Annotated in this window: 15 protein-coding genes; 5 read left to right on the top strand and 10 right to left on the bottom strand. The window is 33.2% G+C overall.

The features are described 5' to 3' along the window. Nucleotides 1–114 precede the first annotated feature (114 nt). From AC15TD_RS06900 to AC15TD_RS06890, 3 genes are read left to right on the top strand one after another with little or no spacing between them, the layout of a single operon-like run. Nucleotides 115–1,269, top strand: coding sequence for a DegT/DnrJ/EryC1/StrS family aminotransferase (locus AC15TD_RS06900; RefSeq protein WP_484451404.1), 1,155 nt, complete (start codon nucleotides 115–117; stop codon nucleotides 1,267–1,269). Then, nucleotides 1,262–2,281 carry a UDP-glucose 4-epimerase GalE gene (gene galE, locus AC15TD_RS06895; protein WP_484451403.1) on the top strand — a complete coding sequence of 340 codons (1,020 nt, stop codon included), beginning with the start codon at nucleotides 1,262–1,264 and terminating at the stop codon, nucleotides 2,279–2,281. Before AC15TD_RS06900 ends, galE begins: the two co-directional genes overlap by 8 nt. Continuing rightward, nucleotides 2,232–2,402 (top strand): hypothetical protein, encoded by a 171-nt coding sequence (locus AC15TD_RS06890; protein ID WP_484451402.1) that lies wholly within the window; start codon nucleotides 2,232–2,234, stop codon nucleotides 2,400–2,402. Before galE ends, AC15TD_RS06890 begins: the two co-directional genes overlap by 50 nt. Before the next feature lie 64 nt (nucleotides 2,403–2,466). Here AC15TD_RS06890 and lspA read toward each other — a convergent pair whose 3' ends face one another. From lspA to AC15TD_RS06865, 5 genes are all read right to left on the bottom strand, one after another. Then, complete coding sequence (gene lspA, locus AC15TD_RS06885; RefSeq protein ID WP_484451401.1) at nucleotides 2,467–2,961, bottom strand: signal peptidase II; 495 nt, start codon at nucleotides 2,959–2,961, stop codon at nucleotides 2,467–2,469. Nucleotides 2,962–2,965: 4 nt separating this feature from the next. Next, on the bottom strand, nucleotides 2,966–3,853 hold the full coding sequence (gene fabD / locus AC15TD_RS06880; protein ID WP_484451400.1) for an ACP S-malonyltransferase: 888 nt from the start codon (nucleotides 3,851–3,853) through the stop codon (nucleotides 2,966–2,968). Between the two features lie 107 nt (nucleotides 3,854–3,960). Beyond that, nucleotides 3,961–5,517 carry an NAD(P)/FAD-dependent oxidoreductase gene (locus tag AC15TD_RS06875; protein ID WP_484451399.1) on the bottom strand — a complete coding sequence of 519 codons (1,557 nt, stop codon included), beginning with the start codon at nucleotides 5,515–5,517 and terminating at the stop codon, nucleotides 3,961–3,963. Between the two features lie 132 nt (nucleotides 5,518–5,649). After that, the gene (locus AC15TD_RS06870) at nucleotides 5,650–7,416 is read right to left on the bottom strand and encodes a serine hydrolase (protein WP_484451398.1); all 1,767 of its coding nucleotides are present in this window, start codon (nucleotides 7,414–7,416) and stop codon (nucleotides 5,650–5,652) included. Between the two features lie 95 nt (nucleotides 7,417–7,511). Then, on the bottom strand, nucleotides 7,512–8,420 hold the full coding sequence (locus AC15TD_RS06865; protein ID WP_484451397.1) for a dihydrofolate reductase: 909 nt from the start codon (nucleotides 8,418–8,420) through the stop codon (nucleotides 7,512–7,514). A 300-nt stretch (nucleotides 8,421–8,720) separates the two neighbouring features. On the opposite strand from AC15TD_RS06865, the gene AC15TD_RS06860 reads away from it, so the two are divergent. After that, complete coding sequence (locus tag AC15TD_RS06860; protein ID WP_484451396.1) at nucleotides 8,721–9,017, top strand: isoamylase early set domain-containing protein; 297 nt, start codon at nucleotides 8,721–8,723, stop codon at nucleotides 9,015–9,017. A 50-nt stretch (nucleotides 9,018–9,067) separates the two neighbouring features. Here the strand turns inward: AC15TD_RS06860 and AC15TD_RS06855 are convergent, their stop codons facing one another. The 5 genes from AC15TD_RS06855 to AC15TD_RS06835 all read right to left on the bottom strand — a co-directional run bounded on the left by AC15TD_RS06855 (nucleotide 9,068) and on the right by AC15TD_RS06835 (nucleotide 14,136). After that, nucleotides 9,068–9,892 carry a thymidylate synthase gene (locus AC15TD_RS06855; protein ID WP_484451395.1) on the bottom strand — a complete coding sequence of 275 codons (825 nt, stop codon included), beginning with the start codon at nucleotides 9,890–9,892 and terminating at the stop codon, nucleotides 9,068–9,070. Nucleotides 9,893–10,016: 124 nt separating this feature from the next. After that, on the bottom strand, nucleotides 10,017–11,531 hold the full coding sequence (locus tag AC15TD_RS06850; RefSeq protein WP_484451394.1) for a NupC/NupG family nucleoside CNT transporter: 1,515 nt from the start codon (nucleotides 11,529–11,531) through the stop codon (nucleotides 10,017–10,019). Between the two features lie 88 nt (nucleotides 11,532–11,619). Then, nucleotides 11,620–12,234 (bottom strand): bifunctional nuclease family protein, encoded by a 615-nt coding sequence (locus tag AC15TD_RS06845; RefSeq protein ID WP_484451393.1) that lies wholly within the window; start codon nucleotides 12,232–12,234, stop codon nucleotides 11,620–11,622. A 118-nt stretch (nucleotides 12,235–12,352) separates the two neighbouring features. Beyond that, nucleotides 12,353–13,312, bottom strand: a complete 960-nt coding sequence (locus AC15TD_RS06840; RefSeq protein ID WP_484451392.1) for an electron transfer flavoprotein subunit alpha/FixB family protein — start codon at nucleotides 13,310–13,312, stop codon at nucleotides 12,353–12,355. Nucleotides 13,313–13,389: 77 nt separating this feature from the next. Further along, the gene (locus tag AC15TD_RS06835; protein WP_484451391.1) at nucleotides 13,390–14,136 is read right to left on the bottom strand and encodes an electron transfer flavoprotein subunit beta/FixA family protein; all 747 of its coding nucleotides are present in this window, start codon (nucleotides 14,134–14,136) and stop codon (nucleotides 13,390–13,392) included. 213 nt (nucleotides 14,137–14,349) lie between these two features. Between AC15TD_RS06835 and AC15TD_RS06830 the strand changes: the two genes are divergently transcribed. Continuing rightward, a complete protein-coding gene (locus tag AC15TD_RS06830; RefSeq protein WP_484451390.1) occupies nucleotides 14,350–15,327 on the top strand; it encodes a pyruvate dehydrogenase complex E1 component subunit beta in 978 nt (325 codons plus the stop codon). Nucleotides 15,328–15,340 lie beyond the last annotated feature (13 nt).

Here is a 15,340-nt window from a genome sequence, read left to right as displayed (position 1 = left end):
CAAAAATACATTTCTTTAAAATAAAAACATGGTTAACATATATGAATTTTGTAATTTCGTAATTCATTAATACAGCCATAGCAGTTGTTTATGGCTAATTGTAATTTTTGTTAAATGAATAAAATTCAAATGGTTGACCTTAAGGGTCAATTTGAAAAAATTAAGGATGAAGTGAATTCATCCATTCAGGAAGTTTTAGAAACTACTGCATTTATAAATGGACCTAGAGTTCATCAATTTCAAAAAAAATTAGAAAACTATTTAGGTGTTAAGCATGTGATTCCGTGTGCTAACGGAACGGATGCTTTACAAATAGCGATGATGGGATTAGGTTTAAAACCTGGTGATGAAGTTATAACGGCCGATTTCACATTTGCTGCTACTGTTGAAGTTATTGCACTTCTTAATTTAACGCCAGTATTAGTTGATGTAAACATTGACGATTATAATATTAGTATTGAGGCCATTAAAAAAGCAATAACACCTAAAACAAAGGCAATTGTTCCAGTCCATTTATTTGGGAAATGTGCAAATATGGATGCTATTTTAGAAATAGCAAAAGCACATAATTTATATGTTATTGAAGATAATGCTCAAGCTATTGGCGCAACGTATACTTTTAAGGATGGTAGCAAAGCAAAAGCAGGAACTATTGGTGATGTCGCTTCTACGTCTTTTTTTCCTTCTAAAAATTTAGGATGCTATGGTGATGGCGGAGCTATTTTTACTAATAACGATGAATTAGCTCATACAATTAGAGGCATTGTAAATCATGGGATGTATGAACGTTATCATCATGATGTTGTAGGCGTGAATTCGAGATTAGATAGTCTGCAAGCCGTTGTTTTAGATGCTAAATTACCGCACCTTGATACTTACAACAAAGCAAGACAAAATGCTGCGAAAAAATATAATGAGGCTTTTAAAGGTGAGTCAGATATTATAACGCCAATTGGCAACTCTTCTTGTGAAGGAATTTGTGAAACATGTGATTGTCATGTTTTTCATCAATATACCTTAAGAGTAAAAAATGTTGAAAGAGATGCTTTAGTTAAATATCTAAACGACAATGGAGTACCTTGTGGAGTTTACTATCCAATTCCGTTACATAAGCAAAAGGCATATTTGGATGATAGATATAATGAAGCCGATTTTGAAGTAACTAATCAGTTAGTAAAAGATGTTATCTCTTTACCAATGCATACCGAGTTAGACGGTGAACAAATTGAATTTATTACCTCAAAAGTTAAAACATTTATAAATGGATAAAATATTAGTTACTGGTGGATTAGGTTTTATAGGATCTCACACTGTTGTAGAATTGCAAAATGAAGGTTATGACGTTGTTATTATTGATGATTTATCAAATTCTTCGATAAAAGTTTTAGACGGAATTACTTCTATAACAGGAAAAAAACCCGTATTTGAAAAATTAGATTTAAAGGAGAAATCTGATGTTGAAGCTTTCTTTAAAAAACATCATGATATTAAAGGAGTTATTCATTTTGCGGCTAGTAAAGCCGTAGGTGAAAGCGTAAAAGAACCGTTAATGTATTATGAAAATAATATAAGTACATTGATATATATTCTAAAAGAACTTAAAAAATTACCTGAAGCGAGTTTTATTTTTAGTTCGTCTTGTACTGTTTATGGTCAAGCTGACGAATTACCAATTACAGAGAATGCGCCCGTAAAACAAGCAGAGTCCCCCTATGGTAATACCAAACAAATTGGTGAAGAAATAATAAGTGATGTTTGCAAAGTAGTACCAAGTATAAAAGCTATAGCTTTACGTTATTTTAATCCGGTTGGTTCACATGAGTCAGCTAAAATTGGTGAATTACCTATTGGAGTGCCACAAAATTTAGTGCCTTTTATCACGCAAACGGCTATTGGTATACGAGAACAACTATCTGTTTTTGGAGATGATTATCCAACCCCCGATGGAACTTGTATTCGTGATTATATACATGTAGTAGATTTAGCTAAAGCACATGTGATTGCTTTACAAAGACTTCTTAAAGGCAATAATAAATCAAATTATGAGACTTTTAACCTAGGCACTGGTAAAGGAAGTTCAGTTTTGGAAGTAGTACAATCATTTGAAAAAGTTTCTGGAAAAAAACTTAATTACAAAATTGTTGATAGAAGGGAAGGTGATATCATTTCTGCATATGCTGATACTACCAAGGCAAATAATGAGTTAGGTTGGAAAGCTCAATTAACATTAGATGATGCTATGCGATCTGCCTGGAAATGGGAACAGATTGTTAGAAATTAACAGAAATATCTTTCAATTAATTTCATTTGAAGCTGAATTTAGCTGGGATCCTGGAATCGTTTATAAGTTTGTAGGCCACAAGCGAACCGGATTTTTAGAAGATGAGAATCCTCATTATTAATGATAAATAAAATAATCAAAACTAAAAACCCACCTCATTGAGGTGGGTTTTTAGTTTTGATTTATTAGTTGTTTGTCTTTTTCTTTGTAAAGCTTACAAACAACAGTATAATCATTCCAGTTGTAACCGAAAGATCAGCCATGTTAAAAATGCCAGTTCTAAATACACCTCCTAAATCAATATGAAAAAAATCGGTTACAGAGCCAAAGACTACTCGGTCAAATACGTTGGCGATACCGCCACCAATAATACTAGCAAAAGCAAAAAGAGACATTTTGTCTAGATGTTTATCTTTAAAAATATGTAACGTAACATAGCCTAAAACAATAATGGGCAATATAAGTAACAGAATAAGTTTAAGGGTAGGGTTTAAATCACTTCCCATGCCTAAAAAAGCCCCTACGTTTTCTACATTATGAAGCGTGAAATAGTCTCCTATGATATTTGATCTTGAACCAGGTTCTACATTAGCTCTTACTAAAACTTTTGAGATTTGGTCAACCGCAATCGTTCCTACGATAATTATAATAATTACAATAGAGCGTTTTGATAACTTCATATTACTATTTTTCTATTGTAGCTGAAGCTGTTTGAGCCTCTCTATTTATTTTTTTAACAAGACCTTGTAATACGTTTCCTGGACCAACTTCAGTAAATAAGGTAGCGCCATCCGCAATCATTTGTTGAACAGATTGGGTCCAACGAACAGGTGCTGTTAATTGTGATATTAAATTTAATTTTATGGAAGCTTCATCAATTACTGCACTTGCCGTTACATTTTGATAAATAGGACAAGCAGGTTTGCTAAATTTTGTATGTTCAATGGCTGCAGCTAATTCCTCGCGAGCGGGTTCCATTAAAGGGGAATGAAATGCGCCTCCAACAGGTAAAACCAACGCACGTCTTGCACCAGCTTCTTTTAGACTTTCGCAAGCCAAATTAATGGCATTAACCTCTCCAGAAATCACTAATTGTCCTGGACAATTATAATTGGCAGCAACCACAATACCTTGAGTTTCTGAACATATTTTTTCTACAACGGTATCGTCTAATCCTAAAACGGCTGCCATCGTGCTTGGTTGGAGTTCACAAGCTTTTTGCATCGCTAATGCGCGTTGAGAAACTAATTTCAAACCATCTTCAAACGTTAAAGAACCGTTGGCTACCAAGGCTGAAAATTCACCTAAGGAATGTCCTGCAACCATATCTGGTTTAAAACTATCTTCCAATGTTTTGGCAAGAATTACTGAATGTAAAAAAATAGCAGGTTGCGTTACTTTGGTTTCTTTTAATGCTTCTGCGGTACCTTCAAACATGATATCTGTAATTTGAAAACCTAAAATATCATTGGCCTGTTCAAATAATTTTTGTGCTAAAGGTGACGATTCGTATAGGTTTAAACCCATTCCTGAAAATTGAGCCCCTTGCCCTGGAAATATATATGCGTTCATATTCGTTTAATTTTTAATGCTGTAAAAATAGTAATATTTTAGAAGTTAGACGGCTTTACTTTATATAGATAAACATAATAATACAAAACCCCTGACTAAGATATATTTTACAAACCTCTAGTTGCAGCTTCCGCACAACGTTCGCCATCCATAGCGGCCGAAACAATTCCTCCCGCATAGCCGCCACCTTCGCCGCAGGGAAATAGTCCAGAAACCTCTGGATGTTCTAGTTGCTCATTTCTTGGAATACAAACAGGCGATGAGGTTCTTGATTCAACACCAACTACATTGGCTTCAGCCGTATAATAACCCTTCATTTTTTGTCCAAAAGCTTGAAAGCCTTTGCGTAATCTTGTGCCAATTAATTTAGGCAAAAGGGAATGTAAGGGAGCCGATTTTAATCCTGGCTGATATGAACACGGATTTAAATCATTTGATAATTTACCTTCTACAAAATCGGTTAAGCGTTGGGCAGGAGCCGCTTGAGTTCGTCCACCTGCTGTAAACGCTATTTTTTCTAGATTTTTCTGATATTCTAACCCTTTTAATGGTCCAAATTGTTCATATTTAAATAAGTCTTTATCGGCATTTATTTCAACGACAATACCAGAATTGGCATACAAATTATTTCGTTTTGAAGGCGACATCCCATTCACAACGACTTCACCTTCAGAGGTTGCTGCAGGAACAATAAAACCACCAGGGCACATGCAAAATGAATAGACACCACGATCGTTAACTTGTTGCACCAAGCTGTATGATGCCGCAGGTAATAACTCATGACGTTCACCACTGCAATGGTATTGAATAGAATCGATAATATGTTGTGGATGTTCAACACGGACACCCATGGCAAAAGATTTTGCTTCTAAAGCTATTTTCTTTTTATATAATAAGTAAAAGATATCTCGTGCCGAATGTCCGGTAGCTAAAATAACCCTATTTACCGTTAGTTCTTCACCATTTTGTAATTGTATAGATTGAATTTTTCGATTCTTAACAGAAAAGTCAACCACACGAGTTTCAAAATAAATCTCACCACCATATTTTAGTATAGTTTCTCTAATATTTTGGACTACTTTGGGTAATTTATTAGTGCCAATATGCGGATGGGCATCCACTAAAATTTGATCGGTTGCACCGTGATAAACCAGATTTTCAAAGATTCGCCTAACATCACCACGTTTTAAGCTACGGGTATAAAGTTTCCCATCACTATAGGTACCTGCACCACCTTCACCAAAACAATAGTTAGAATCTTCATTAACGGTATGTTCTTGATTAATAGCTCTGATGTCTCTACGGCGATCTTGAACATTTTTGCCACGTTCTAAAACAATGGGTTTGTAGCCTAATTCTATACAACGCAAAGCGGCATACATGCCAGCAGGACCAAAGCCAATAATATGAATAGGCTTTGCTTTTGAAACATCTTTATAATCAAATTGATATTCTGATGTTTTTGGTAATACTTCTCTAATATAAACGGCAACTTTATAATTTAAGATTATTTTTGGTTTTCTCGCATCAATAGACTTTCTAAGGACTTTAACGCCTGTAATATCTTCTTTATCAATATCTAAAGCATGAGCCGATTTTATAACTAAAATATCACTGCGCTCTTCTTCTTTTAAAGTAACGCGAAGCTGGATTTCTTTTACCATGTTGCGAAATTAGTAAAAATAGCCATAGCTGTTTAAAAAGAATTTTGAGAAGGTTCGTTTAACTATAATGTTAAACGAAAGTAGGTGAAAAAATTTATAAAGTCAAGCAAGATTTATACCACACTGTAAGGCTTATTCAGATAGTTTTTTTCCAATAATTTCCTGTCCGTTTTGAAACAATGCCACATTTTCAACGTCGTTGTTTTCATCTTTATTGAAGGTTAATAATGCAGAAACGACTTTTAAATAAAACTCGTTTTCAGATTTTGGAAAGATATCAAAAACAGGCTGGCCTGTAGCTTGGGCCTTCATTTGAGAGCCTTCTTTAGTAACCGTTAAAATGAAATTTGGCATAAGTTCATATTTGCCAACATAGCTGTCAAGAATGCTATCTTCAATTTTAATTTCTTTTACAAAATCATCTGTTTTTATGCCTAATTTTTCAAGCATTTCTTTTCCGTTTTCGTTGACTGGATTAAGCTCAATAGATTTTTTGTAATTTTTAATTGCTAGATCATTCTGTCCTTGCTTCATAAGAACTTCGGCATAACTGTCATAAACGTTAAATGATTTTGGGAATGCGTCCATATTTAATTTAAAAACAGCTTCAGCCAGTTTTAATTTACCTAAACTTAGTAATTGATACCCAATTCTATTCATTTCGTTTTCAGACAAATTGTAACTCTTGTCATCTTTAATCTTTATATAGTGTTTTAAACCAGCGTCAATGCCATCCTTTTGAATTACATTTAATAACGATAACGCAGCTGATTTTTTTGGTAAATCGTATGGTTTGTTATATAAAATACCTAAAATTGCTTTAGTTATATTGTCTAAAGCAGCACCACCGGTATTATTAAATAAAATAACTGAAGATTTATCAGAAGGTATTCTGGTTATTAATGTATTAAAACCATTAATTCCTCCACCGTGTCCAATAAATTCTATTTTTTCATCGGTATTTCCTAAAGCAATTTCACCAATACCCCATCCGTAACCGTAAAAGGTATTCTCCCAAGATGGGATGTATTTTCCGAACAAAGAATCTATATATTTTTTAGGAAGTATTGTTTCTGTATAAAGTGCTTGATCCCATTTATACAAGTCCACAACTGTTGAATACATCGAGCCAGCGGCGTAAGGTAAAGACATGTCTATATATGCAGCGTTTACATAGCTTGGCCCCTCTTTTTCGTAAGCTGCTGCTCTGTTTTTTAAAATAGTTTCGTGATGATCGTAGCCTGTGTCAGTCATTTTTAATGGATTAAAAATGCGTTCTTGCAACATTTCTTCATAACTTTTTCCTGTAATAGTTTCAACAAGCAGACCCAAAACAAAATAGCCAGAATTACTATAATTAAATTTTTCGCCTGGTGCGAATTCTAAAATTGAGTCGGCAAATGTTTTAGTAAACTCTTTAGGTGTATATTTGTTTTTGCTTTCATCTTTAAAAAAATTGGGGAACGCTGTATAATTTGGAATTCCTGAAGTATGGGTAAGTAAATGATGCGTTGTAATAATATCAGCATTTTTTTTTGGATAATCTGGTAAATATTTCGAAATGGGTGCTTGTAAATCTATTTTACCTTCTGAAGCTAATTGTAGAATTAGCATAGCAGTAAATTGTTTGGTTATTGATCCTAATCTGTGTTTAGTCTCTGGGTCATTTGATATATCCCACTCCATATTAGCATAGCCAAATCCTTTTTTGTACAAAACGTTTCCTTTTTCAGACACTAAAACAGAACCGTTAAATTGATTGTATTCGGTATATAAATTTAGGAGGTTTTCTATTTTTTCCTCTTTAGTTTGTCCGTTAACAATATTAAAACTAATCGAACAAGCAATTAGAAAGATACATACTGTTTTTTGTAAATACAGTTTGAAAAATGATGTCATGATTTTGATTGATTAATTAAGGTAAGCACTGTTGCTAATTAATTTTTTGATTATTAACTAGTTGTAAAGCACAGAATATTTGTAATAATTACGAGTTACTTTTTAAGGTATGTAATAAAGGAAAAATCATAATCATGATTTTCGTCTTTTTTGTGAAATGTTTTAAACGTTTCTTTCCAAATATTAGGATCTATTTCAGGAAAAAAAGTATCACCTTCAAAATATTCATGAACACGGGTTATTTCAATTTTATTGGCAATAGCCATGGCTTGTTTATAAATTTCACCACCACCAATTATAAAAGGTTGAGAATCATGTTTTGCAGTATCAAGAGCATCTTCTAACGTTTTTACGACAATAACGCCTTCTGGCACTTGGTAGTTAGCTTGCCTAGTAATAACAACGTGGGTTCTGTTAGGTAAGGGTTTTGGAAAGCTTTCAAAGGTTTTCCTCCCCATGATAATATGATGGCCGTTGGTAAGTGTTTTAAAGTGTTTTAAATCATCACTTAAATGCCATATAAGTTGGTTATCTTTTCCAATAGCATTATTCTCTGCGGCCGCTACAATAATGGTAAGATTTTTGGTTATGTCAGTTTTTTTTTTAGAATCTGTTTCAGAAGTTGTATTTGTCTCGTCAATAACAGGAATCGTTTTTTCGAGTTTTGTAATACCTTGTTTTTGCTTAGCTACAAGTTTTTCTAATTGTACTTGTTCCCAAGCTTTACCCATAAAATGATGTGTAACAAAGACATTAAACGTATGATATAATAATAAAAACAACCATGCTAAAATGGCGAATACAAACCAATTGGTATCAAAGGGTTTGAAGTTTTCACCAAAACCAAGTACTAAGTTTAATAATATAAAAAACACAGAACCAATTAAAAATACTACAAAATGAATATACAAACGTTTTTTTTGTTTAATTCGTTTTTGAGCGTATTCAATAAGCTCTAACTGGTCTTTATCTATATGAGAATCCGATTTTTTTGTTCCGAACATAATTATAAATTAATGGTGTAAAGTTAACCAATTTTAACGACATATATAAAACTTTTAAAGTGAACCATAAGAGTGTTAACACGCAAACGTTTTCGGGTTTATTTTGCGAAAAATATAACTAAATCACTTAAAATCAAACTGATAATATAATAACCTAATGGCTATGTTTATTTAAGTTTTTACATTTTTTAACATCAATTTTGACAAATTGATAATTCTTTGAACTTAAGAGTTTTAAATAATCTTTTATGAGTAATTGTTTGCTAATTTTGTCATGTTAATTAATTAAAATTTGAAATTATGGCTATTACAAAACAATATTTAAAGAGTAAACCAGTATGTAAAGTAACATTTGCTATACCTGCAGAGGAAGCTAGTGAAGTTAAAGTTGTTGGAACTTTCAATAATTGGGATACTAAAACAAAAAGTCTTAAAAAATTGAAAAGCGGTATTTTTAAAGGTACTGTTGATTTAGACAAAGGAAATTCTTATGAATTTAAATACATAATTGATGGTGAATATGTAAATGATTCTGAAGCAGATTCTTATGCTTGGAGCGATTTTGCTGGAGCAGAAAATGGAGTTTTAAACCTTTAATAATAGAAAAACTTAAACAAAAAGCGCTTTCATTTTTGAAAGCGCTTTTTTTATATAGCTACTGTACCTTTTATGTGCGGATGCGGATTATAACCTACTAGGGTGAAATCATCAAATGTAAAATCAAAAATATTTTTGATATCTGGGTTTAAAATCATTTTAGGTAAAGGTCTGGCTTCCCTAGATAGTTGTAATTCTAATTGCTCATAATGATTACTATAAATATGTGCATCACCAAACGTGTGAATAAATTCACCAGCTTCATAACCACATACTTGTGCCATCATCATAGTAAATAATGCATAGGATGCAATGTTAAAGGGGACTCCTAAAAAAATATCAGCACTTCGTTGATATAATTGACAAGACAACTTGCCATTGGCTACATAGAACTGAAAAAACGCATGACATGGTGGCAATGCCGCTTTTCCATTGGCTACGTTTTCACTAAACGTTTTTGATGTGTCTGGTAATACCGAAGGATTCCAGGCAGAAACTAACATACGTCTGCTATTAGGATTATTTTTTAAGGTATCAACAATTTCTTTTATTTGGTCAATTTCGTCACTGTTCCAATTGCGCCATTGATGTCCGTAAACAGGGCCTAAGTCACCATTTTCATCGGCCCATTCGTTCCAAATGCGCACACCATTATCAGTTAAATAGTTGATGTTCGTATCGCCTTTTAAAAACCAAAGGAGTTCGTAAATAATAGATTTTAAATGTAACTTTTTAGTAGTTAACATAGGGAACCCTTCACTTAAGTCAAACCGCATTTGATATCCGAAAACGCTTTTTGTTCCGGTCCCTGTTCGGTCTTCTTTTTGATTTCCGTTGATTAAAACATGTCTTACAAGATCGTGATATTGCTTCATAATTGTATTCCACAAAGGTGGAAATCTGATTAAAATTTAATTGAATTTTTCAAAAAATAAAAATAAAAAAAAGGGTTGAACTGAAAATATCTAGCTCTTAAATGATATTAAAAGTTATTAACTACTATCCTATAATCATACCTGCTATAGTAGCAGATAATAAAGACGCAATAGTGCCTCCAATAAGCGCTTTCATTCCAAATGCTGAAAGGGTTTTTCGTTGCCCTGGCGCTAAAGAGCCAATACCACCAATTTGAATACCAATAGAAGCAAAATTTGCAAAACCACAAAGCATATAGGTTGCCATGATTATAGACTTTTCAAATTTGAAATGTGTTGCATTCGCTACGTTTTTAAGATCTGCTAATTGGATATAGCCTACAAATTCACTGGCCGCTAATTTGATACCAAGAAGCTGTCCCATGAGTGCCATATCTTCTTTGGCGACTCCAATAAGCCACATTAAGGGTGAAAATAGGTAGCCCAAGGCAAATTCTAACGAAAAAGCTGTATACGGTGTATTTTCTAAAATCCATTTATTAAGTCCGCCAATCATTCCAATCTTACCAAAGCCATAGTTAATCATAGCTATAAAAGCTATAAACACCAACAGCATTGCCCCAACATTGGCGGCTAGTTTTAATCCTTCAGTCGTACCATTTGCAATGGCATCTAAAAAATTGGAGCCAATATTTTCTTGAGATACTTCTAATTTAGTATCAATTGGGTCTTGCTGTGGATATAATAATTTTGAAATTACAATGGCTCCAGGAGCTGCCATAACAGATGCCGTTAATAAATGTTTTGCATAAAATATTTTTAGTACGGGATCATCACCACCTAAAAAACCAATATATGCCGCTAATACACCGCCCGCCACAGTTGCCATACCACCAACCATTACCAATAGAATTTCTGACTTTGTCATACGCTCTAAGTAGGCTTTAATCATTAAAGGCGCTTCTGTTTGCCCTAAAAATATATTACCAGCAACACTCAAACTTTCGGCCCCTGAAATACCTAATAATTTTGTCAGTACCCAAGCCATTCCTTTTACCACAACTTGTATAACGCCTAAATAAAATAAAACAGAGGTAAGTGCTGAAAAGAAAATAATAGTAGGTAATACTTGAAAAAGGAAAATAAATCCGAAACTTTCAACATTCATCATGTCTCCAAGTAAAAATACACTTCCTGCTTGCGTAAATTCTAATATTTTAACGAATATTTTCCCTACAAATTCAAAAACACCCTGAATAAAAGGGACTTTTAAAACTCCGATAGCTAATAATAATTGAGCTAATAAACCAAAACAAATGGTTTTCCAGTTGATGGCTTTTCTGTTTGTACTTAGTAGAAATGAAATAAATAACAATACTAACATACCTAAAGCGCCACGAAGTAAACTATTTATTGAGAAACCTTCAATGGGAACTATAGCACTAGCAGATTGCGCTATCTCAATCGTTGATGAGACTAAATGATTTTTTTGTAACGGAATTGAGTCTAGAGAATTAGTGGCTATACTTACCTGAGTATTTAATGTATCTAAGGTTCTTTTTTCACTAGTGTTTTGAGCAAATATTGTAGATGTAAACCCAAAAAAAATAGCTATAGCAGCTAATAAAAAATGTTTCATATGCTCAATTTTCAATATTCTTATAAATAAAAATTAACATAAAGAATTTATTGTTTAGGTATTCACTCCAAATTCTTCTATAAGACCTTTAACGTCTTGAAATTTCGTCTCTAATATGGGCTGCTTTTTCATAATCTTCATTAGAAACAGCTTCGTCCAACATATTGTGTAGTTCTTCAAGAGTTTTTGATTTATAACTTTCTTTAGGTTGATTTGATTCAAGTTCATCAACCAGCAATTCATCCATTAAAACACTGTCTTGCTCTTCCTCTTCTTCCTTTTTAGGATTCACTTTTAAATAGATACCTGCTTTATCTAAAATATTTTTATAGGTAAAAATAGGTGCTTGAAAACGCAATGCCAAGGCAATAGCATCACTTGTTCTGGCGTCAATAATTTCTTCAATTTTATCACGTTCACAGATTAAACTAGAGTAAAAAACACCATCAACTAATTTATGAATAATAACCTGTTTGACTATAATATCAAATCTGTCAGCAAAATTTTTGAATAAATCATGGGTTAAAGGCCTTGGTGGACGGATTTCTTTTTCAAGTGCTATCGCTATGGATTGGGCTTCAAAAGCACCAATAACGATTGGCAATTTTCTATCACCGTCTACTTCATTTAAAATTAAGGCATAGGCACCATTTTGTGTTTGGCTGTAGGATATTCCTTTTATGTTAAGTCTAACTAAACTCATAAAATATATAAAACGCAAAGAACTGCTTAAATTTGGACTTTAGCAACTACCTTTTGCAATAAACTTTAAAATACCAAATTAAACAGTTTATTTGTAATTACAATGTAGAAAACGATATTTATTGTTGCGCTTTAAATGCTTTTAATTTTTTAATTAGTTCAGGAACCACTTCAAATGCATCTCCAACAACACCATAGTCTGCCGCTTTAAAAAAGGGAGCTTCAGCATCAGTATTTATAACTACTTTTACTTTTGAACCGTTTATTCCAGCTAAATGCTGAATGGCTCCAGAAATTCCAACTGCTATATATAAGTTTGAAGCTACAGGTTTTCCTGTTTGTCCAACATGCTCACCATGAGGTCTCCAGCCTAAATCTGATACAGGTTTTGAACAGGCCGTAGCGGCACCTAAAACATCAGCTAATTCTTCAATCATCCCCCAGTTTTCAGGACCTTTTAATCCTCGGCCGGCAGAAACAACTATTTCTGCATCAGCAATGGTAACTTTATTTGATGCTTTATCAATAGAGTCGACATGGATACCCGTTTCTGGAATAGAAACTGTAAAATTTTCCGTCTTAGCACTTGTTTGATTTTCTTTTAGTCCAAAACTGTTTTTTGAGATACCTAATAGCTTAACATCGGTATTGATCTGAAACATTTCATATGCTTTATTTGTGAAGGAGGTACGTTTCACAATAAAAGGAGACGTACTTGAAGGTGTTTTTAATACATTAGTGGCATATCCTGCATTTAAATTGATAGCTAAAAGGGGTGCTAAATATTTGCTGTTAACACTAGAGCTAACAACAACAACTTTAGCCGCTTCTTTTTCTGCAGCTTGTTGAATGACTGCTGCATACGTTTTGGCATTAAAAGATTCTAAAGAAGTATTAGAAATTTTTAAAATTTTATTAACACCATAAGTCTCTAATTCTGACGCGTCTTCCACATTTATAGAAACCGCTGTAACGGTTGTTCCTAATTCATCCGCAACGGCCTTGGCATATGATGCTACTTCAAAAGCAGTTTTTTTAAAACGTCCTTGATCTGATTCTGTATATACTAAAACTGACATATTTTCTTAAATTTTATTATTTAAAGTACTAAATTCAAACTTGTAAGTTTTTGGGTTTAGAATTTAAAAATTGGGATTTATATTACTTTTGCTTCGTTATGTAATAGACTAATTAATTCATCTAAATTATCTGAGGACACAAGTTTTACAGCTCCTTTAGGAGCCGGTTTTTCAAATTTTACTGATGCTGTTTCAGGAACAATATCAATAGGTTCAACGACCGTTAAAGGTCTCTGTCTCGCCATCATGATACCTCGCATATTTGGAATACGAAGATCACTTTCTTCCACAATTCCTTTTTGTCCACCAACAATTAAAGGTAAATTAGTAGACACTGTTTCTTTTCCACCATCAATTTCTCGGACTACTTTTGCAGAAGTTCCATCAACCTCAAGACCGATACAATTATTTACAAAATTTGAATTGGTTAAACCAGCAATCATACCAGGAACCATTCCTCCATTATAATCAATAGATTCTCTACCTGCTATTATTAAATCATATCCACCATCGGTAACTACTTTTGCTAATTGTTTTGCGACATAAAAACCGTCTGATGCAATAGTATTTACACGTATAGCAGCGTCGGCACCAATAGCTAATGCTTTACGTAATGTAGGTTCTGTTTCTGGTCCGCCTACATTCACAACCGTTACATTCGCACCTTGTTTTTCTTTAAACCACATGGCTCTAGTTAAACCAAATTCATCATTAGGATTGATAACAAATTGTACACCATTAGTGTCAAACTTAGTATTGTCATCTGTGAAATTAATTTTTGATGTAGTATCGGGTACATGACTTATACATACTAATATTTTCATTTTAAATAATTTAGATGTTTTTAATAAGTTAAATTATAAAATCAGTAAAATTATGATATGATAATTAAGAAAACCGAAATATAATTTTTGTGCCACGAAGTTAATTATTTATTTCCGAATATTTACTATGCATGCATAACAAATTTAAATAATTCTTTTGAGTATAGTATTTCATTTATTGTTATTTTTGCAACGCGAATTAAAAATAATTTAATGAAGACAATTCAATTTAGAGAGGCTGTTTGCGAAGCTATGAGCGAAGAAATGCGCAGAGATGAAAGTGTGTATTTAATGGGTGAAGAAGTAGCAGAGTATAATGGCGCATATAAAGCATCAAAAGGAATGTTGGATGAGTTTGGTCCTAAACGTGTTATTGATACGCCTATTGCAGAGTTAGGTTTTGCTGGAATTGCGGTAGGTTCAACCATGACTGGGAATAGACCAATTGTTGAATTTATGACCTTTAACTTTTCTCTAGTTGGAATAGATCAAATTATAAATAATGCTGCCAAAATAAGACAAATGTCTGGTGGCCAGTTTAAGTGCCCTATCGTTTTTAGGGGGCCAACAGGGTCTGCAGGACAATTAGGAGCAACACACTCACAAGCTTTTGAAAGTTGGTTTGCTAATACACCTGGATTGAAAGTAGTAGTACCTTCAAACCCATATGATGCAAAAGGATTATTAAAATCGGCAATTCGTGATGATGATCCAGTTATATTCATGGAGAGTGAACAAATGTATGGTGATAAAGGGGAGGTTCCAGAAGGAGAATATACAATTCCAATTGGTGTCGCAGAGATTAAGCGTGAAGGAACAGATGTTACTATTGTATCTTTTGGAAAAATAATTAAGGAAGCTTATATTGCCGCAGATGAACTTGCTCAAGAAGGTATTTCTTGTGAAATAATTGACTTACGTACGGTAAGACCTTTAGATAAAGAAGCTATTTTAAAATCTATAAAGAAAACAAACAGATTGGTAGTTTTAGAAGAAGCTTGGCCATTTGGAAACGTATCAACAGAGATTACATATATAGTTCAATCTGAAGCTTTTGATTATTTAGATGCTCCGGTTATTAAAATTAATACGGCTGATACTCCAGCACCGTACTCGCCAGTTCTTTTAGCTGAATGGTTGCCTGATAGTAAAGAAGTAATTAAGGCGGTAAAAAAGGTTTTATATAAATAAAATTTAAAACATT

Source organism: Yeosuana sp., from assembly GCF_057126245.1.
Note: the sequence above shows the minus strand (reverse complement) of the source record. Positions and strands in the feature narration are given on the sequence as shown.